The organism is Streptomyces sp. NPDC005483 (assembly GCF_040606035.1).
Taxonomy (GTDB): domain Bacteria; phylum Actinomycetota; class Actinomycetes; order Streptomycetales; family Streptomycetaceae; genus Streptomyces.
The window spans coordinates 1-17,888 of record NZ_JBEXEA010000024.1 but is presented as its reverse complement, the minus strand read 5'-3'; the positions used below and the strand labels follow the sequence as shown (position 1 = coordinate 17,888).

17 protein-coding genes are annotated in these 17,888 nt (G+C 71.1%); 13 read left to right on the top strand and 4 right to left on the bottom strand.

Features of this window, described 5'->3' with window-relative positions:
* Positions 1 to 49 precede the first annotated feature (49 nt).
* Complete coding sequence (locus ABZT06_RS35410) at positions 50 to 721, top strand: response regulator transcription factor (RefSeq protein WP_355750587.1); 672 nt, start codon at positions 50 to 52, stop codon at positions 719 to 721.
* 63 nt (positions 722 to 784) lie between these two features.
* Here the strand turns inward: ABZT06_RS35410 and ABZT06_RS35405 are convergent, their stop codons facing one another.
* Both ABZT06_RS35405 and ABZT06_RS35400 read right to left on the bottom strand, forming a co-directional pair.
* Positions 785 to 1,891, bottom strand: coding sequence for a DUF5937 family protein (locus ABZT06_RS35405; protein WP_355750584.1), 1,107 nt, complete (start codon positions 1,889 to 1,891; stop codon positions 785 to 787).
* A 233-nt stretch (positions 1,892 to 2,124) separates the two neighbouring features.
* Entirely contained in the window at positions 2,125 to 3,366 is a 1,242-nt protein-coding gene (locus tag ABZT06_RS35400) for a beta-eliminating lyase-related protein (RefSeq protein WP_355750582.1), read from the bottom strand.
* A gap of 171 nt (positions 3,367 to 3,537) precedes the next feature.
* Here ABZT06_RS35400 and ABZT06_RS35395 point away from each other — a divergent pair, with 171 nt between their 5' ends.
* The 10 genes from ABZT06_RS35395 to ABZT06_RS35350 all read left to right on the top strand — a co-directional run bounded on the left by ABZT06_RS35395 (position 3,538) and on the right by ABZT06_RS35350 (position 11,628).
* Positions 3,538 to 4,467, top strand: coding sequence for a DUF2520 domain-containing protein (locus tag ABZT06_RS35395; RefSeq protein ID WP_355750579.1), 930 nt, complete (start codon positions 3,538 to 3,540; stop codon positions 4,465 to 4,467).
* Positions 4,464 to 5,456 (top strand): pantoate--beta-alanine ligase, encoded by a 993-nt coding sequence (gene panC / locus ABZT06_RS35390; RefSeq protein WP_355750576.1) that lies wholly within the window; start codon positions 4,464 to 4,466, stop codon positions 5,454 to 5,456. The genes ABZT06_RS35395 and panC overlap by 4 nt, the downstream gene beginning before the upstream one ends.
* Positions 5,453 to 7,168: an L-aspartate oxidase gene (locus tag ABZT06_RS35385; RefSeq protein ID WP_355750573.1), complete on the top strand. Its 1,716-nt coding sequence runs from the start codon at positions 5,453 to 5,455 to the stop codon at positions 7,166 to 7,168. Before panC ends, ABZT06_RS35385 begins: the two co-directional genes overlap by 4 nt.
* 5 nt (positions 7,169 to 7,173) lie before the next feature.
* Positions 7,174 to 8,160 (top strand): carboxylating nicotinate-nucleotide diphosphorylase, encoded by a 987-nt coding sequence (nadC, locus tag ABZT06_RS35380; protein WP_355750570.1) that lies wholly within the window; start codon positions 7,174 to 7,176, stop codon positions 8,158 to 8,160.
* Between the two features lie 5 nt (positions 8,161 to 8,165).
* Positions 8,166 to 8,963 carry a type III pantothenate kinase gene (locus tag ABZT06_RS35375; RefSeq protein ID WP_355750567.1) on the top strand — a complete coding sequence of 266 codons (798 nt, stop codon included), beginning with the start codon at positions 8,166 to 8,168 and terminating at the stop codon, positions 8,961 to 8,963.
* 132 nt (positions 8,964 to 9,095) lie between these two features.
* Positions 9,096 to 9,749 (top strand): hypothetical protein, encoded by a 654-nt coding sequence (locus tag ABZT06_RS35370; RefSeq protein WP_355750814.1) that lies wholly within the window; start codon positions 9,096 to 9,098, stop codon positions 9,747 to 9,749.
* 58 nt (positions 9,750 to 9,807) lie between these two features.
* Complete coding sequence (locus tag ABZT06_RS35365; RefSeq protein WP_020122549.1) at positions 9,808 to 9,972, top strand: hypothetical protein; 165 nt, start codon at positions 9,808 to 9,810, stop codon at positions 9,970 to 9,972.
* Positions 9,973 to 10,120: 148 nt separating this feature from the next.
* On the top strand, positions 10,121 to 10,513 hold the full coding sequence (locus tag ABZT06_RS35360) for a BlaI/MecI/CopY family transcriptional regulator (RefSeq protein ID WP_123762293.1): 393 nt from the start codon (positions 10,121 to 10,123) through the stop codon (positions 10,511 to 10,513).
* A 9-nt stretch (positions 10,514 to 10,522) separates the two neighbouring features.
* Positions 10,523 to 11,071, top strand: a complete 549-nt coding sequence (locus tag ABZT06_RS35355) for an amino-acid N-acetyltransferase (protein WP_355750562.1) — start codon at positions 10,523 to 10,525, stop codon at positions 11,069 to 11,071.
* Positions 11,072 to 11,292: 221 nt separating this feature from the next.
* Positions 11,293 to 11,628 carry an Lsr2 family protein gene (locus ABZT06_RS35350; protein ID WP_007383771.1) on the top strand — a complete coding sequence of 112 codons (336 nt, stop codon included), beginning with the start codon at positions 11,293 to 11,295 and terminating at the stop codon, positions 11,626 to 11,628.
* A gap of 35 nt (positions 11,629 to 11,663) precedes the next feature.
* Here the strand turns inward: ABZT06_RS35350 and ABZT06_RS35345 are convergent, their stop codons facing one another.
* Positions 11,664 to 12,431, bottom strand: coding sequence for an SCO3374 family protein (locus ABZT06_RS35345; RefSeq protein WP_355750559.1), 768 nt, complete (start codon positions 12,429 to 12,431; stop codon positions 11,664 to 11,666).
* A 430-nt stretch (positions 12,432 to 12,861) separates the two neighbouring features.
* Here ABZT06_RS35345 and ABZT06_RS35340 point away from each other — a divergent pair, with 430 nt between their 5' ends.
* Complete coding sequence (locus ABZT06_RS35340; protein ID WP_057612449.1) at positions 12,862 to 15,387, top strand: ATP-dependent Clp protease ATP-binding subunit; 2,526 nt, start codon at positions 12,862 to 12,864, stop codon at positions 15,385 to 15,387.
* Positions 15,388 to 15,468: 81 nt separating this feature from the next.
* Here ABZT06_RS35340 and ABZT06_RS35335 read toward each other — a convergent pair whose 3' ends face one another.
* Positions 15,469 to 16,101: an HAD family acid phosphatase gene (locus ABZT06_RS35335; RefSeq protein ID WP_355750556.1), complete on the bottom strand. Its 633-nt coding sequence runs from the start codon at positions 16,099 to 16,101 to the stop codon at positions 15,469 to 15,471.
* A 379-nt stretch (positions 16,102 to 16,480) separates the two neighbouring features.
* On the opposite strand from ABZT06_RS35335, the gene ABZT06_RS35330 reads away from it, so the two are divergent.
* Positions 16,481 to 17,029 (top strand): M23 family metallopeptidase, encoded by a 549-nt coding sequence (locus tag ABZT06_RS35330; protein WP_355750811.1) that lies wholly within the window; start codon positions 16,481 to 16,483, stop codon positions 17,027 to 17,029.
* The last annotated feature ends 859 nt before the right edge of the window (positions 17,030 to 17,888 follow it).

Genomic DNA, 17,888 nt, shown 5'->3' with positions numbered 1-17,888 from the left:
CGCCCCCTGGCGACATGCCGTACGACCCCGAGGAAACGGAAGAGGCCCGATGACGATCCGCGTGATGCTCGTCGACGACCAGGTGCTGCTGCGCACCGGGTTCCGGATGGTGCTCGCAGCCCAGCCGGACATGGAGGTCGTCGCGGAGGCGGGGGACGGTGTGGAAGCCCTCCAGGTGCTGCGCTCGACCGCCGTGGACGTGGTCCTGATGGACGTCCGGATGCCGAAGCTCGACGGTGTGGAGACCACCCGCCGCATCTGCTCGGAACCCGAGCCGCCGAAGGTGCTGATCCTGACCACCTTCGACCTCGACGAGTACGCCTTCTCCGGGCTGAAGGCGGGCGCCTCCGGCTTCATGCTCAAGGACGTGCCCCCCGGCGAGCTGCTCACCGCGATCCGCTCGGTGCACAGCGGTGACGCCGTGGTCGCCCCCTCGACGACACGGCGCCTGCTGGACCGGTTCGCGCCCATGCTGCCCGCCACCGGCAAGGAGCCCCAGCACAAGGAGCTGGAGCGGCTGACCGGCCGCGAGCGCGAGGTCATGGTGCTGGTCGCGCAGGGGCTGTCCAACGGCGAGATCGCGGCCCGGTTGGTGCTGTCGGAGGCGACGGTGAAGACCCATGTCGGCCGGATCCTGACCAAGCTGGGCCTCAGGGACCGGGTGCAGGTGGTGGTCCTCGCCTACGAGACCGGGCTGGTGCGCGCGGGCGGGCAGGGCTGAGGCGGGGCCCGGAAGGCCAGGGCTGGAAGGCCAGGGTCCGGAAGGACAGAGCCCGGGCAGGGGCTACCTCAAGATCCCTTCAAGGAAGTCGCTGCCCAGCCGCGCCACCACGGTGACGTCCAGCTGGTGCAGGACATACCGGCCGCGGCGGCGGGTGGTGATCAGGCCCGCCTTCTTCAGGACGCCCAGGTGCCGGGATATCTCCGGGGCGGTCATGCCCTGCACCTGGGCGAGCTCGCTGGTGGTGTGGGCGCTGCGGGCCAGATGCCGGCACAGGCGCATCCGGACGGGATGGGAGAGCGCGGTCAGCCGCAGGGCCAGCTGCTCGACCGAGGGCGGGGAGGCGAGCTCGGGAGAGGCCACCGGGTAGTGCAGGGCGGGCTGCCAGCCGTACCGGTGCAGGACGCTCAGGTGCGGCCAGCCCATGCTCGTCGGGATCAGCAGCAGACCGCCCTCCGCGGTGGCGCAGTGTCCGATGCCCAGCTTGTCGACCGTGATGCGGCCCGCTGCTTCGTCGAGAGTGACCGCGGGCGACACCGCGGTCAGCGCCTCCGCGAGGCCCTTGCGGCGCAGCAGGTCCGTCTTGTGGCGGGCGTCCGCCGCGAGCTGGTGGCGCAGCCGCGACCAGGTGTCCGCGAAGAACGCCTCGTCGCAGTCCGCCACGAACTGCCGGAACCAGGACCGGATGCGCGGCGGGTCGGCCAGCAGCCGCTCGGCGAAGCGCACCTGTCGCGGTCCGCGCGACGCGGCCAGCTCCAGGGCACGCCGGTGCAGCGCACGGTCGGAGAGCACGCTCGGGCCGTGCGAGTTGTACGGCAGCGCGCAGGTGAACTCCAGGGCCGCGTCAACGAACTGCTCGTCCGTCAGCTTGTCGAGCAGGTCCAGGTCCTCGGCGATGCAGGCCCCGGGGAGCGTGGTCCGGCCCGCGACGCCGGCGAACGGCAGGAACAGGTCCGAGAACGTCGTGCGCCACAGGAAGTCCGCCTCGCACATCCGGTCGGCCAGATGCGGGTCGAGCCGGGCCGTCACGCCCGTCACCCAGGCCTGGAGTCCCGGATGGTGACCCGGTTCGGCCAGTGCGTGCAGCGCCATGCCGAGCTCTGCCAGGGGCGAGGGCACGACGGCGACCCTCTCCGGCCGCAGCCCCGCGATGTCGATGCGCACACTCATGACCTCTGGTGCACTCCGCCACTGACAACGCCGCCCTCGATTGGCAGGGGCCGTCAATCGACGCGACGCCACCGCCGTGGCCGCGCCCGGCGCCCACGATGTGCGGGTCCTGCGCAAACTGCGCGAGTACCGCCGGTTCCGTGCGGGCCCTTGCGGGGCGGCGCGCCCGGGCGCCGGTACGGCACACGCTGTCCCGGCGGCTGCACGGGCAGGCCCGTCCCGCTGCCGGCTCCCTAGCCGCTGACCTCCCGCAGCCGGGCGACGAAGTCGACGGCCGCCGCCCTCACGTCGGCCGCCGTCCACTCCAGGGCGGCGGCACGGACGTTGACCTCGGTCATGGACAGGCCCGGACCCTTCTCGTCCCAGGCGTTGCTGAACAGGGCCGTCCCCGTCTCCTCCGACTGCCGGATCGCCGCCTCGGAGAGCTCGTCGACGCCGTACGGCAGCCAGACCTGGAAGTCGAAGGTGTGCGGCACCTCGGGGTGGACCCGCGCCCACGCCACCCCCGCCTGGGCGAACCCCTCACGCAGCGCGGCGGCCACCACGCGCGCGTGGGTCACGTACTCGGGCAGCCTGGGCAGTTCGTGTTCCAGTCCGGCGAGGGCCGACAGGATGGTCGGGAACTGCTGGAAGACCGCGCCGCCGTACCGGTGCCGCCAGGTCTTCGCCTCCTCGATCAGGCTCCTGGGGCCCGCGAGCGCGGCACCGCCGAAGGCATCGAAGGACTTGTAGAACGACACGTAGACGCTGTCCGCGAGGTCCGCGATCTCGGCCAGGGGACGGCCGAGGTGGACGGTGGTCTCCCACAGACGGGCTCCGTCGAAGTGCACCACCGCGTCCCGCTCTCGCGCGGCCTCCACGAGTTCGGTGAGCTCCTCCCAGGTGGGCAGCACGTAACCGGCGTCCCTGAGGGGCAGTTCCAGCATCAGCGCCCCGAACGGCTCCGCGAAGCCGCGTATCTCGTCGGCCGTGGGCTGCCGCGGTTCGCTCGTCACCTGGACCGGACGCAGACCGGAGACCTCCCGGAAGGCGTCGCGCTCGTGCACCTCGGGGTGGGCCAGGGAGTGCAGGGCGACGGTGGGGTTTCCGGTGCGGCCCGCCCAGCAGCGCAGCGCCACCTGCTGGGCCATCGTGCCGGTCGGGAAGAAAGCGGCGGCCTCCTTGCCGAGGAGACCCGCGACCTTCTCCTCCAGGGCGGCGACGATGCCGTTGCCGTAGAGGTCGGTCGACTCGTCGAGGTCGTAGAGCGTGTCGGCCCCGTCGAGCGAGGCCAAGCGCTCACGGAGGGGCGCGAGTAGCCCCAGTCGCGCCAGCGTGCGCTCCGCGCTCCGATAGGCGCTGATGCGCCGGGCGCGGCGTCGCAGGAGCCGTTCCTCCTCCGTGAGCTGCTCCGTCTGCTCCTCCCCCTCCGTGACCTGCTCCGGTCGTCCCTCGTCCGCCGTCTGCCCGGCGCTCTGCTCCGCTGTGTCACTCATGCGCGGATCATCTCGCGCGCCCCCGGACACGGGCACGCCGATTTCCGCACGCGCGATCCACGGAAACCCACAGCCTGTGGACAACCGGACGCCCCTCGAACCGATCGCGTTAACATGACGAGAAATCGTCCGGTACCCAGATGCGGACTGGAACGGGAAGGCCGCCGTCGCGTGAGTACAGCCCAACAGCCAGACAACAAGGACCGCCCCGCGCGGCTCACCGTCGGCGTCGTCGGCGCCGGCCGGGTGGGGCCGACGCTCGCCGCGTCCCTCCAGCTCGCCGGGCACCGCCCGGTGGCCGTCTCCGGGGTCTCCGACGCCTCCCGGCGACGGGCCGCCCTGATGCTCCCGGACGTCCCGCTCGTCACCCCCGCGGACGTCCTGCAACGCGCCGACCTGGTGCTGCTGACCGTCCCCGACGACACCCTGCCCGGCCTCGTCGAGGGTCTCGCCGAGACCGGTGCCGTGCGGCCGGGGCAGCTGCTCGTGCACACCTCCGGGCGCTACGGCGCGAAGGTGCTGGACCCCGCCCTGCGCGCGGGCGCGCTGCCGCTGGCCCTGCACCCGGCGATGACGTTCACGGGCACCCCCGTGGACGTCCAGCGCCTCGCCGGCTGCTCCTTCGGCGTCACCGCCCCCGAGGAACTGCGGCTGGCCGCCGAGGCCCTCGTCATCGAGATGGGCGGCGAGCCCGAGTGGATCGAGGAGAACAAGCGCCCGCTGTACCACGCGGCCCTCGCCCTCGGCGCCAACCACCTGGTCACCCTGGTCGCCCAGGCCATGGAGCTGCTGCGCTCGGCCGGCGTCGAGGCCCCCGACCGGATGCTCGGCCCCCTGCTCGGCGCCGCCCTGGACAACGCCCTGCGCTCCGGCGACGCGGCCCTCACCGGCCCCGTCGCGCGCGGGGACGCCGGCACCGTCGCCGCGCACATCACGGAACTGCGCGAGCACGCCCCGCAGACCGTCGCGGGCTATCTTGCGATGGCCCGCGCGACCGCCGACCGGGCGCTCGCCCACGGACTGCTGAAGCCGGAGCTCGCCGAGGACCTCCTCGGGGTACTCGCCACCGGGACCGACGGCGCCGAGGGAGACGCCCGATGACCACGACCCTGCTGCGCACCGCCGGCGAACTGCACGCACGCACGCGCGTGGGCCGCCGGGCCGTCGTGATGACCATGGGCGCCCTGCACGAGGGCCACGCCACCCTGATCCGCACCGCGCGCGAGATCGCCGGGGCGGACGGCGAGGTCGTCGTCACCGTCTTCGTGAACCCCCTCCAGTTCGGCGCGGGCGAGGACCTCGACCGCTACCCCCGCACCCTGGACGCCGACCTCAAGATCGCCGAGGACGCCGGCGCGGACGCCGTCTTCGCGCCCTCCGTCGACGAGGTCTACCCCGGCGGCGAGCCCCAGGTGCGCATCAGCGCCGGCCCGATGGGTGAACTCCTGGAGGGCGCCTCGCGCCCCGGCCACTTCGACGGCATGCTCACCGTCGTCGCCAAGCTGCTCCACCTCACCCGCCCCGACATCGCCCTCTACGGCCAGAAGGACGCCCAGCAGCTCGCCCTGATCCGCCGGATGGTGCGCGACCTGAACTTCGGCGTCGAGATCGTCGGCGTGCCCACCGTGCGCGAGGACGACGGCCTGGCCCTCTCCAGCCGCAACCGCTACCTCAAGCCCAGGGAACGGCGCACGGCCCTCGCGCTCTCCCGCGCCCTGTTCGCGGGCCGCGACCGGCACGCGGCCCAGGAGGCGCTGCGCGCGCGGGCCCGCGAAGTGCCCGCCACGCACGCGCGTGCCGAGGCGCTGAGCGCCCTCGGCGAGTCCCGCGCGGCCGCCGACGCGCACGCCGTCGCCAAAGCCCTGCCGGGTGCCCCCTCGGCCGTCCGCGCGGCCGCCCGCCTGATCCTGGACGACGCCGCGCGCCAGGACCCGCCGCTCACCCTGGACTACCTCGCCCTTGTCGACCCGTCCGACTTCACCGAGATCGAGGACGACTTCACCGGCGAGGCCGTCCTCGCCGTCGCCGCCCGGGTGGGGACGACCCGGCTGATCGACAACATCCCCCTGACCTTCGGAGCCGCCTCGTGACCAGCACAGGCATACGACTGCACGCACCCGCGCCCGGGTGGTCCATCGACGCGGACGTCGTGGTCGTCGGCTCCGGCGTCGCCGGCCTCACCGCGGCCCTGCGGTGCGAGGCCGAGGGCCTCAGGACCGTCGTCGTCACCAAGGCCCGCCTCGACGACGGCTCCACCCGCTGGGCGCAGGGCGGCATCGCCGCCGCCCTGGGCGAGGGCGACACCCCCGAACAGCACCTGGAGGACACGCTGGTCGCGGGCGTGGGCCTGTGCGACGAGGAGGCCGTCCGGATCCTCGTCACCGAGGGACCCGACGCCGTGCGCCGCCTGATCGCGACCGGCGCGCACTTCGACGAGTCCGAGGCGGGCGACCTGGAGCTCACCCGCGAGGGTGGCCACCACCGGCGCCGGATCGCGCACGCGGGCGGCGACGCGACCGGCGCGGAGATCTCCCGGGCGCTCGTCGAGGCCGTCCGCGCGCGGGGACTGCGCACGATCGAGAACGCGCTCGTCCTCGACCTGTTGACCGACGCCGACGGCCGTACGGCGGGCGTCACCCTGCACGTCATGGGCGAGGGCCAGCACGACGGCGTGGGCGCCGTGCACGCCCCAGCGGTCGTCCTCGCGACCGGTGGCATGGGCCAGGTGTTCTCCGCGACCACCAACCCGTCCGTGTCCACCGGTGACGGCGTGGCGCTCGCCCTGCGCGCGGGCGCCGAGGTCAGCGACCTGGAGTTCGTGCAGTTCCACCCCACGGTGCTGTTCCTCGGCCCGGACGCGGAGGGACAGCAGCCGCTGGTCTCCGAGGCCGTACGCGGCGAGGGCGCCCACCTGGTCGACGCCGACGGCGTGCGCTTCATGGTCGGCCAGCACGAACTGGCCGAACTGGCGCCCCGTGACATCGTCGCCAAGGGCATCACGCGCCGCATGCAGGAGCGGGACGCCGAGCACATGTTCCTCGACGCCCGGCACTTCGGCGCCGAGATGTGGGAGCACCGCTTCCCGACCATCCTCGCCGCCTGCCGCGCCCACGGCATCGACCCGGTCACCGAGCCCATCCCGATCGCACCGGCCGCCCACTACGCCTCCGGCGGCGTGCGCACCGACTCCCGGGGCCGTACGACCGTCCCGGGCCTGTACGCGTGCGGCGAGGTCGCCTGCACCGGTGTGCACGGCGCGAACCGGCTCGCCTCCAACTCGCTCCTTGAAGGCCTGGTCTACGCCGAGCGCATCGTGGCCGACATCGCGGCGGTGCAGAAGGCGAACGGCCTCCACGCGCGCGTGCCGGTGCCCGTCGAGCACCCCGAGACGCCCGCCCACCCCCTGCTCGCCCCCGAGGCCCGGTTCGCGATCCAGCGCATCATGACGCGCGGCGCGGGCGTGCTGCGCTCGGCCGCGTCCCTGGCCGGCGCGGCCGACGCCCTGCACCGGCTGCACACCGACGCCCGCGACGCCCTCGACGAGAACGGCAAGACGGCCGAGCCCGGCGTCGACACCTGGGAGGCCACCAACCTCCTGTGCGTGGCCCGTGTCCTGGCCGCCGCGGCCCTGCTGCGCGAGGAGACGCGCGGCTGCCACTGGCGCGAGGACGAACCCGACCGGGACGACGAGGCGTGGCGCCGCCACATCGTCGTACGACTGAATCCCGACCGGACCCTCGCCGTACACACCACCGATACCGCAGACTTCCCCCCGACCCGGCAGCACCTCCAGGAGCAGTGACAGCAGTGAGCACCGACGATCTTCCCCTCGCCTCGTCCGGCGGCTGCGGCGACGGCTGTGCCTGTGGCGCGGACGCCGGCATCGGCGACGACGAGTACCTGGAGTGCGGGCTCGACCCGGCGCTCGCGCAGCTCCTGGCCGACGCCGGGCTCGACCCCGTGGAGGTCGAGGACATCGCCAATGTCGCCATCCAGGAGGACCTGGACCACGGCGTGGACGTGACGACCGTCGCGACCATCCCCGAGGACGCCGTCGCCACCGCCGACTTCGTCGCGCGCGAGGCGGGCGTCGTGGCCGGCCTCAGGGTCGCCGAGGCGGTCGTCTCGGTGGTCTGCGAGGACGAGTTCGAGGTGGAGCGGCACGTCGAGGACGGCGACCGGGTGGAGGCGGGACAGAAGCTCCTGTCGGTCACCACGCGCACGCGTGACCTCCTCACCGCCGAGCGCAGCGCGCTGAACCTGCTGTGCCGGCTCTCCGGCATCGCGACCGCCACGCGCGCGTGGGCGGACGCACTGGAAGGCACCAAGGCACGCGTGCGGGACACGCGGAAGACGACTCCCGGGCTCAGGTCGCTGGAGAAGTTCGCGGTGCGGTGCGGGGGCGGGGTCAACCACCGGATGTCGCTGTCCGACGCGGCGCTGGTCAAGGACAACCACGTGGTCGCCGCAGGTGGCGTCGCGCAGGCGTTCAAGGCCGTCCGGGAGGCGTTCCCGGAGGTGCCGATCGAGGTCGAGGTCGACACCCTGCACCAGCTGCGGGAGGTCGTGGACGCGGGCGCCGATCTGATCCTGCTGGACAACTTCACGCCCGGCGAGTGCGAGGAGGCCGTCGCCCTGGTGCACGGGCGGGCCGCGCTGGAGGCCTCAGGGCGGCTGACACTGGACAACGCGCGCGCGTACGCCGGCACCGGGGTCGACTACCTCGCCGTCGGCGCGCTCACCCACTCCTCGCCGATCCTCGACATCGGCCTCGACCTGCGCGAGGCGGAGTAGTCGCGATGCTCCTCACGATCGACGTAGGCAACACGCACACCGTCCTCGGCCTGTTCGACGGCGAGGACATCGTCGAGCACTGGCGGATCTCCACGGACGCCCGCCGCACGGCCGACGAGCTGGCGGTGCTGCTCCAGGGCCTGATGGGCATGCACCCGCTCCTCGGGGACGAACTGGGCGACGGCATCGACGGGATCGCGATCTGCGCGACCGTGCCGTCCGTGCTGCACGAGCTGCGCGAGGTGACGCGGCGCTACTACGGCGACGTGCCGGCCGTGCTGGTCGAGCCCGGCGTGAAGACGGGGGTGCCGATCCTCACCGACAACCCCAAGGAGGTCGGCGCGGACCGGATCATCAACGCGGTGGCGGCCGTCGAGCTGTTCGGCGGGCCCGCGATCGTCGTGGACTTCGGCACGGCGACGACGTTCGACGCCGTGTCCGCGCGCGGGGAGTACGTCGGCGGGGTCATCGCGCCCGGTATCGAGATCTCCGTGGAGGCGCTCGGGGTGAAGGGGGCGCAGCTGCGGAAGGTCGAGGTGGCCCGGCCGCGGAGCGTGATCGGGAAGAACACGGTCGAGGCGATGCAGGCCGGGATCGTGTACGGGTTCGCCGGGCAGGTCGACGGCGTGGTGAGCCGGATGGCCCGGGAGCTCGCGGAGGACCCGGACGACGTGACGGTGATCGCCACCGGCGGCCTTGCGCCGATGGTGCTGGGGGAGTCGTCCGTGATCGACGAGCACGAGCCCTGGCTGACGCTGGTGGGGCTGCGGCTGGTGTACGAGCGCAACCTGTCGCGGATGTGACCTGCCGGAACGGGATGCGTGAAGGGGGCATTGGTGTGGCCCCGACCGCGCCACACCCGTCCGTTATGCCGAGTTTGTCTGATTAGCGCGTACTGTCGCCGCATGCCCACGCCATACGGATCCCGCGGCGGCATGGCGTTCGGCGTGGAGGAGCTGCGCGTGCTCCGCCGCGCTCTCGCCCTCGCCCTTCACCCCGCCCCGTCCTCGGCCGAGGACATCAAGGACTGCCACCGCCTCGCCGAGTCCCTCGACGAGGCGGTACGTGAGGGCGCCCGGCTGCGCGCCTTCCTGGTGGCCGACCTCGCCCGGTACCGCGCCGCACTGCCCGGCACCGCCGCCGGTTACCTCACGCTGCTGGAGGAGGCGCTGGGTGCCGGGTACCGGCCCGGGCCCGACGATCTCGCCGCGCTCCGGGCGCTGCGCGGCAACCCCGTCGCGGCGCTGCTGCTGAGCCGCTGCCAGGTGCTGGCCGAACGGGACGTGCGAACCCGTCTCGCGGGCACCACGGGCGCCCGGCGTGCCGCCGCGGACCCTGTGGTCCCGGCCTCCCGAACGCGCCTCCTGGCGCTGCCCGGGGGCCTTTCCGGGAGCGCCCCTGGCGGGCCGGCGGAGCAGGACGCCAAGCAGCCGCAGCGCGAACCGCGGAAGGAGCCGGCCAAGCCCCCGGTGAGACCCGCGGAGAAACCCTCCCCCGCCGCCCCGAAGCCCTCCCGCCCCATTCCCACCCCGGGCGAGGTCTTCCCGCGCCGCAAGCCGGCCCCGCCGCAGCAGCTGGCCGCGGGCTGACGCCCGGCAGGCCGCACCCCGCCCGAGTTGTCCGTCCGCGCGTGGCTACTCTGGACGCATGGACTACGTCTCCGCGCTCGTGCCCCCGGTCGTCATGGCCGTGTTCTTCATCGGTCTGATCCGAGTCATCGTGAAGACCCAGGGCGGGGCCAACAAGGCCAAGGAGGACGCGGCCGTCGACGCCGCCCTCGCGCGCGCGGAAGCGACCAAGCAGGCCGACTGACCGGCCCCGCCCTCGTCGGCGTACGACTCCCCGAGCCACCGCGCTTTCGGAGTCGTACGCCCTTTTTGTTGCTGTTTGGTGTTGGAAGGCCCGTCCGTCACGCCGAAAGCCGGATCTCCCACTATTGTGCTGAGCTGTGCCTCGCCCATTGGGAGAACTCGAAGACGCGGTCATGACGCGGGTGTGGAAGTGGAACCGCCCGGTCACGGTTCGAGAAGTCCTGGAAGACCTTCAGCAGGAACGGTCCATCGCGTACACCACGGTGATGACCGTTTTGGACAATCTCCATCAGAAGGGCTGGGTGCGCCGTGAGGCGGAAGGTCGGGCCTATCGATATGAGGCGGTCTCCACCCGGGCCGCCTACGCCGCCGCACTGATGAACGACGCCTGGTCCCAGAGTGACAACCCGGCCGCCGCTCTCGTCGCCTTCTTCGGCATGATGAGCGAGGAACAACGACAGGCACTCCAGGACGCCGTACGGATCGTCGGGGGGCCGACCGTGGAGAACCCCGACTCGGCAACGCGGGACGGCGGGCGATAGCGTCCGCTCATGTCCGCGAAGAGCCCCTCCAGCGAGAACCCCGAAGTCACCGCAAAAGCCATCACCGTCCGGCGGGCCCGCACCAGCGATGTCGCCGGCATCCGTCGGCTCCTTGACTCCTACGTCCACGACCGCATCCTGCTCGACAAAGCGACGGTGACGCTTTACGAGGACATCCAGGAGTTCTGGGTCGCCGAGCGTGACGACAACGCCGAGCTGGTCGGCTTCGGCGCCCTGCATGTCATGTGGGAAGACCTCGCGGAAGTGCGCACTCTCGCCGTGAAGCCCGGGCTGAAGGGTGCCGGGGTCGGGCATCAGTTGCTGGAGAAGTTGTTGGAGACGGCTCGCTGGCTCGGTGTTCGCCGCGTTTTCTGTCTCACCTTCGAAGTCGACTTCTTCGGCAAGCACGGCTTCGTCGAGATCGGTGAGACGCCCGTTGACACCGATGTCTACGCCGAGCTCCTGCGTTCCTATGACGAAGGCGTGGCAGAGTTCCTCGGTCTCGAACGAGTGAAACCGAACACCTTGGGCAACAGCCGGATGCTTCTGCATCTGTGATCACCAAGGATTCCGGCGCTCGTCCTGCCCAGGTTCCCTATGTCCGAAACGCGCACGTTTCCGGACGGGGCGGCCCCTGTCGGTCTCTCCCGAGGGTTTGTGTTTTCTCAGCAAAAGCGGTTTGCTTTCCGACGTACTGCAGTACTGCATATAACAGGGGACGGCGAAACGGCGGACGCCGCAGACCCCCGGCCCTCAAGTATTGGATGAAAGGAAATCCGGTGGCACAGAAGGTTCAGGTCCTTCTTGTCGACGACATCGACGGCGGCGAGGCGGACGAGACCGTCACGTTCGCGTTGGACGGCAAGACGTACGAGATCGATCTCACGACCGCCAATGCGGACAAGCTCCGTGGCCTTCTCGACCCTTATGTGAAGGGCGGTCGCCGTACCGGAGGCCGTGCTTCGGGCGGTCGCGGAAAGACGCGGGCCGCTTCCGGTGGCAGTCAGGACACCGCTCAGATCCGCGCCTGGGCCAAGGAGAACGGTTACGAGGTCAATGACCGCGGCCGTGTTCCGGCGAGCATTCGCGAGGCTTACGAGAAGGCCAACGCCTGATCGAAAGGTCCACGAGGGCCGGGGCCTGCGAAGGCCTATGGCCGAGCGCGCCGCAGCCGCAGCCGGTGGCACCGCGTCGCCACCGTGTTCACGACGCGTACGAGATCGGGGGCGCCCCCACCGCCCCCCAGCGCCGACATCGTCGGCAGCGAGGCCTCGACCTCGCACCCAGGCTCGGGGGGCCGCAGCCACACGGCGGCCCCCTGCAGGGCGCCCGGGCGGTCCAGGACGAGAGGCCGCCGGTTTCCGGCAGCCTGGCTCACCTCCCTCGGCGACGGTCGGGGCGTGAGGTCCCCCGGTTCCGGGAGGGAAGGCAGGGCGACGGATTCGCCCTCTTCGGTCCCCGGACGCGCAGACCGCCCCGACGGCACCCCTCCGATCCCGCCCACCCCGGGCTCCGGCGGATGTGGTGCCCGCATCACGCCGCCCGTGCCGATCGCCCTCAGGTCGAGCGCGAGCGTGCCCCACTCCAGCCACTCCAGAAGGCCCGGCAGCTCCTCCGCGCTGCCCGCCGCCACCAGGAACCGCATGCGGTCGCCTCGCAGCGCCACCGGAGAGGCCCCCGCGAGGTGGCGCAGGGCCGCCCGACCTGCCTCGGCCGGGACGTCCAGGACGTCGAAACGCAGACCCAGGCGCAGCCGTAGGGGAGATTCGAGGGCGCTCCCGGGCACCGTGGGCCAGCCCAGTTCGTTCTCGTACCAGCGGCGGACCGGATCGTCGCCGGCGGCGGCCCGCTCGAGCGGCCGCCGCGGGAGCGGGACCGCGGTGAGATCCGTGGTGAGAAGGGGGTGGCTGGCGACCATGCCAAGCGCAACCGCCGGAAAGGCGCCAGAGTTACGCTGGGTGTACCGACGTGTGCGAAGAGTGGACAACGAGGGGGCGTGCGGGGGTGCGGGGTGGCACAAGGTTGTTCGCCCGTAGCGGAGGGACGGGGGGCGTACGGCATGGAGTGTCGGTTCGAGCGGGTAAGACATCCCTAGTGGGAGGGGGCGACACGCAGGAAAGGCCGTCTCACGTTCGCCATCGGCGTACTGGCGACTGGGGTAACTGCCTGGCCTGCGGGAACATCGTCTCGCACCATCGGGTTGGACAGGATGTCGGCGTTCGGGGTCAGGAGGCCATCGACGGTGTCGGCAGTTGGAATGAGCGGTCCCCGCTTGCGGGACTAAGCTGCGGAAGGACAGGGAGGGGAAGTTCCCCCCACTGCCTGACCGCTCTGAGGAGCGATTAACGATGTTCGAGAGGTTCACCGACCGCGCGCGGCGGGTTGTCGTCCTGGCTCAGGAAGAAGCCCGGATGCTCAACCACAACTACATCGGCACCGAGCACATCCTCCTGGGCCTGATCCACGAGGGTGAGGGTGTCGCCGCCAAGGCCCTTGAGAGCCTCGGGATTTCGCTCGAGGCGGTCCGCCAGCAGGTGGAGGAGATCATCGGGCAGGGGCAGCAGGCCCCGTCCGGGCACATCCCCTTCACCCCCCGTGCCAAGAAGGTCCTGGAGCTGTCGCTCCGCGAGGCCCTTCAGCTGGGCCACAACTACATCGGCACGGAGCACATCCTGCTCGGCCTGATCCGTGAGGGCGAGGGCGTCGCCGCCCAGGTCCTGGTCAAGCTGGGCGCAGATCTCAACCGGGTGCGGCAGCAGGTCATCCAGCTGCTCTCCGGCTACCAGGGCAAGGAGACCGCCACCGCCGGCGGGCCTGCCGAGGGCACCCCCTCGACGTCCCTGGTCCTCGACCAGTTCGGCCGGAACCTCACCCAGGCCGCTCGTGAGTCCAAGCTCGACCCGGTCATCGGGCGCGAGAAGGAGATCGAGCGGGTCATGCAGGTGCTGTCCCGCCGTACCAAGAACAACCCGGTCCTGATCGGTGAGCCCGGCGTCGGCAAGACCGCCGTCGTCGAGGGCCTCGCCCAGGCCATCGTCAAGGGCGAGGTGCCCGAGACCCTCAAGGACAAGCACCTCTACACCCTGGACCTCGGCGCGCTGGTCGCCGGCTCCCGCTACCGCGGTGACTTCGAGGAGCGCCTGAAGAAGGTCCTCAAGGAGATCCGCACCCGCGGCGACATCATCCTGTTCATCGACGAGCTGCACACGCTGGTCGGTGCGGGTGCCGCCGAGGGCGCCATCGACGCCGCTTCGATCCTGAAGCCGATGCTGGCCCGCGGTGAGCTGCAGACCATCGGTGCGACCACGCTGGACGAGTACCGCAAGCACCTGGAGAAGGACGCGGCCCTCGAGCGCCGCTTCCAGCCCATCCAGGTCGCGGAGCCGTCCCTGCCGCACACGATCGAGATCCTCAAGGGTCTGCGCGACCGGTACGAGGCCCACCACCGTGTCTCGATCACGGACGAGGCCCTCGTCCAGGCCGCCACCCTGGCCGACCGGTACATCTCGGACCGCTTCCTGCCGGACAAGGCGATCGACCTGATCGACGAGGCCGGTTCCCGGATGCGCATCCGCCGGATGACCGCGCCGCCGGACCTGCGCGAGTTCGACGAGAAGATCGCCGGTGTCCGCCGGGACAAGGAGTCCGCGATCGACTCGCAGGACTTCGAGAAGGCCGCCTCCCTCCGTGACAAGGAGAAGCAGCTCCTGGCCGCCAAGGCCAAGCGGGAGAAGGAGTGGAAGGCCGGCGACATGGACGTCGTCGCCGAGGTCGACGGCGAGCTGATCGCCGAGGTCCTCGCGACCGCCACCGGCATCCCGGTCTTCAAGCTGACCGAGGAGGAGTCCTCGCGTCTGCTGCGCATGGAGGACGAGCTCCACAAGCGGGTCATCGGCCAGGTCGACGCCGTCAAGGCGCTGTCGAAGGCGATCCGTCGTACGCGTGCCGGTCTGAAGGACCCGAAGCGTCCCGGTGGTTCGTTCATCTTCGCCGGCCCGTCCGGTGTCGGTAAGACCGAGCTGTCCAAGGCGCTCGCCGAGTTCCTCTTCGGTGACGAGGACGCGCTGATCTCCCTCGACATGTCGGAGTTCAGCGAGAAGCACACGGTCTCGCGGCTCTTCGGTTCGCCCCCCGGATACGTGGGCTACGAAGAGGGCGGCCAGCTGACCGAGAAGGTCCGCCGCAAGCCGTTCTCCGTCGTCCTCTTCGACGAGGTGGAGAAGGCCCACCCGGACATCTTCAACTCGCTGCTGCAGATCCTGGAGGACGGTCGCCTGACCGACTCCCAGGGCCGGGTCGTGGACTTCAAGAACACGGTCATCATCATGACGACCAACCTCGGTACCCGGGACATCTCCAAGGGCTTCAACCTGGGCTTCGCGGCCTCGGGCGACAAGAAGACCAACTACGAGCGCATGAAGAACAAGGTCTCGGACGAGCTCAAGCAGCACTTCCGGCCCGAGTTCCTCAACCGCGTCGACGACGTGGTCGTCTTCCCGCAGCTGACCCAGGCCGACATCCTCCAGATCGTCGACCTGATGATCGGCAAGGTGGACGAGCGCCTCAAGGACCGGGACATGGGCATCGAGCTCTCCCAGTCCGCCAAGGAGCTGCTGTCCACGAAGGGGTACGACCAGGTGCTGGGTGCGCGGCCGCTGCGTCGCACGATCCAGCGCGAGATCGAGGACACGCTGTCGGAGAAGATCCTTTTCGGCGAGCTGCGTCCCGGCCACATCGTGGTCGTCGACACGGAGGGCGAGGGCGAGACCCAGACCTTCACCTTCCGCGGCGAGGAGAAGGCGGCACTGCCCGACGTCCCGCCGATCGAGCAGGCGGCCGGCGGTGCCGGACCGAACCTGAGCAAGGAGGCGTAAGCCTCACGGCCCACAGGGCCGACGAGAGGGGCCGGTGCTCGCAGAGCACCGGCCCCTCTCGCGTTCCGCAACGGGAGCAGGTCAGGACAGCTGGCCGTCGTAGTCCGGGAGTTTGTAGGTCTTCTCGGCGTGGCCGCCCGACAGGTCGGTGGCACTGTTGCCGATGTTCGCGATGATCGTGTAGCCCTTGTTCTCGATGTCGACGCGCTGGGCGGTCTTGTAGGTGGCGACGTCCTTGAACAGGTCGATGAAGCTGCGGACGTAGAGGCCGCCCACCTGGTAGCCGACCTGCTTGAGGTTGTAGTCGGTCGCCGAGGCGATGATGCCGGGGCGGGCGGTCACGAAGAACAGGGTCACGCCGTGCTCCTGGGCGTACTTCGCGACGTCCAGGACGGGCTTGTTGGCCGGCGAGGGGTAGCTGAAGCCGAAGTCCGTCTCCAGGGTGGTGTTGTCGACGTCGAAGACGATCGCCTGCTTCTCGCCGGGCTTGGGGGTGGCGATACGCGTCTTCAGGTAGGGGAGAGCCTGGTCCATCACGGCCTGGCAGTCGCTCTGCCAGGTCGCGTAGTCGACGTCCGCTGCGGCGGCCGTGGCGGTCGTGGAAGCGCTCGTGCTGGTGGTCGCGGCCTCGGCCGGTACGGCCAGGGCGACGAGTGCGGCTGCGGAGACGGTGCTTACAGCTATGCGGCGCGCCCAGGGGCGTCGGCTTCTCATTTTCGTGGGGGTCCTCTCACGTCCGTATGCCGTTGTCTGGTGCATGTTCGGGGGCGAGGGTGGCGCGAGGGGAACCGTAGGGTTACTGGTTGGTAGGAGGCTAGAGGCGTGCATCACATGGCGTGGGTTTTACCGAGGGGCCGCCGGTGACTTGCCGCACAGGCGATTTGTCCATTACTAGGAGGAATAGTGGTGAGATCGAGGGGGTAATTCGGGTAAATAGGCGGACTTCCCGAGAGTTTCACTGTGGCTTATTACTACAGTCCGTCGTAGATGTGCTGTTTGGGTGTATTCGGCCCTCCGGGTTACCAAGGGATGCCCCATCCGGTCGCCGTCGTGTGCCGGGTGGTTTCCTGTCCCCGGCTTCATGAGGTTCCGAATGTTCCAGCGCGTCTCCCACCGCTCTTCCCGTACGTCCCTGCTCCGCACCCGAGTGGCCGTCATAGCCGCGTCCGTCGGGGCGTCGGCTGTACTGGGGGCCGGAGTCGCCTCGGCCGCGTCCTCCTCGGCCTCCTGGGTCGACCCGGTGAAGAAGTACAAGCTCAGCGCGAGCTTCGCGCAGGCCGGGGCCATGTGGCAGTCCACCCACAGCGGGCAGGACTTCGCGGTGCCGAGCGGTACGACCGTCGTCGCGGCGCACGGCGGGACCGTCGTCAAGGCGGGTCCGGGTGGCGCAGGTGACGGTGCCGCCTACGGCAACGCCATCGTGATCAAGAACGGCGAACGGACGTACTCGCAGTACGCCCACCTCTCCCGGATCAAGGTCAAGGTCGGCCAGGTCGTCAGGACCGGTCAGCGCATCGCCCTGTCCGGCAACACCGGCAACACCAGCGGCCCGCACCTGCACTTCGAGATCCGCACCACCGCGAACTACGGCTCGGCCATCGACCCGGTCGCCTTCCTGCGCGCCAAGGGCGTCAAGGTCTGAGCCGGGGGTGTCCGACGGTCGGGGTGGCCGCGCGTGGCGTGTCCTGCCGGGTCTGGTGAGCGGGCGGCGTCTCCGCCGGGGCGGGGCGGGCCGCGGTTCGGGGCCTCGGAGCGCGGGTGTGCGGCGGACGGGCGCTGTCTCTGGCGTGAGCCGGGGGTGCGGGTCGTTCGGGCTGTCTCGGCGGGGGGCGGGGGCGTTCGGGTTGGCTTGACCGGTTCGTGGGCGGCAGCTTCTTGGGCTGCCTTCGCAGCGAACGGCGGGCCCCAGCCCTCATGGTGGGACTGGGGTTGGGGCGGGGCGTGAGTGGTCTGTCTCGCCTCAGGGCGAGCCGCGGACGCCAGCTCTCGTGTTGCCCCTGGGTGGGTCGGGGGTGTGGGTCGTTCGGGTTGGCTTCGGGCCGGTTCGTGGGCGGGAGTTCCTTGTGCTGCCTACGAGGCAACGGCGGGCGCCAGTCCTCGTGTTGGTCTGGGTTGGGCCAGGGGCACGAGTCGTTCGTCCTGCCTCGAGGTCGAGCCGCGGGCGCCAGCCTCTTGCGTTGCCCCGGCCGGACCGCGGACGCCAGCCCCTCGCGCCGCCGCGCGCGGCCCGGAGATACCCGCACCAAGCACGCCTCGCCGGACCGCAGACGTCGGCTGCTCGCGCTGCCCCGGTCGGGCTGGGGGCGCCCGCAGCAGCGCCGGGCCGGACCGCGGGCGCCCGTCCCTCGCGCCGCCGCGCCTGGCCCGGAGATGCCCGAAGTGAGCGCCGGGCCGGACCGCAGGCGTCGGCGACTCGCGCCACCCGGTCGGGCTGGGGGCGCCCGCAGCAGCGCGCCGGGCCGGACCGCGGGCGCGCCAGCTCTCGCGCCGCCGCGCGCGGC

Bases quoted from the DNA above. Each gene is read 5' to 3' on its own strand.
- ABZT06_RS35330 (WP_355750811.1), top strand. From the start codon at position 16,481: ATGTTCCAGCGCGTCTCCCACCGCTCTTCCCGTACGTCCCTGCTCCGC.
- ABZT06_RS35340 (WP_057612449.1), top strand. From the start codon at position 12,862: ATGTTCGAGAGGTTCACCGACCGCGCGCGGCGGGTTGTCGTCCTGGCT.
- panC (WP_355750576.1), top strand. From the start codon at position 4,464: ATGACCACGACCCTGCTGCGCACCGCCGGCGAACTGCACGCACGCACG.
- ABZT06_RS35375 (WP_355750567.1), top strand. From the start codon at position 8,166: ATGCTCCTCACGATCGACGTAGGCAACACGCACACCGTCCTCGGCCTG.
- ABZT06_RS35365 (WP_020122549.1), top strand. From the start codon at position 9,808: ATGGACTACGTCTCCGCGCTCGTGCCCCCGGTCGTCATGGCCGTGTTC.
- ABZT06_RS35335 (WP_355750556.1), bottom strand. From the start codon at position 16,101: ATGAGAAGCCGACGCCCCTGGGCGCGCCGCATAGCTGTAAGCACCGTC.
- ABZT06_RS35355 (WP_355750562.1), top strand. From the start codon at position 10,523: ATGTCCGCGAAGAGCCCCTCCAGCGAGAACCCCGAAGTCACCGCAAAA.
- ABZT06_RS35405 (WP_355750584.1), bottom strand. From the start codon at position 1,891: ATGAGTGTGCGCATCGACATCGCGGGGCTGCGGCCGGAGAGGGTCGCC.
- ABZT06_RS35410 (WP_355750587.1), top strand. From the start codon at position 50: ATGACGATCCGCGTGATGCTCGTCGACGACCAGGTGCTGCTGCGCACC.
- ABZT06_RS35400 (WP_355750582.1), bottom strand. From the start codon at position 3,366: ATGAGTGACACAGCGGAGCAGAGCGCCGGGCAGACGGCGGACGAGGGA.
- ABZT06_RS35370 (WP_355750814.1), top strand. From the start codon at position 9,096: ATGGCGTTCGGCGTGGAGGAGCTGCGCGTGCTCCGCCGCGCTCTCGCC.
- ABZT06_RS35345 (WP_355750559.1), bottom strand. From the start codon at position 12,431: ATGGTCGCCAGCCACCCCCTTCTCACCACGGATCTCACCGCGGTCCCG.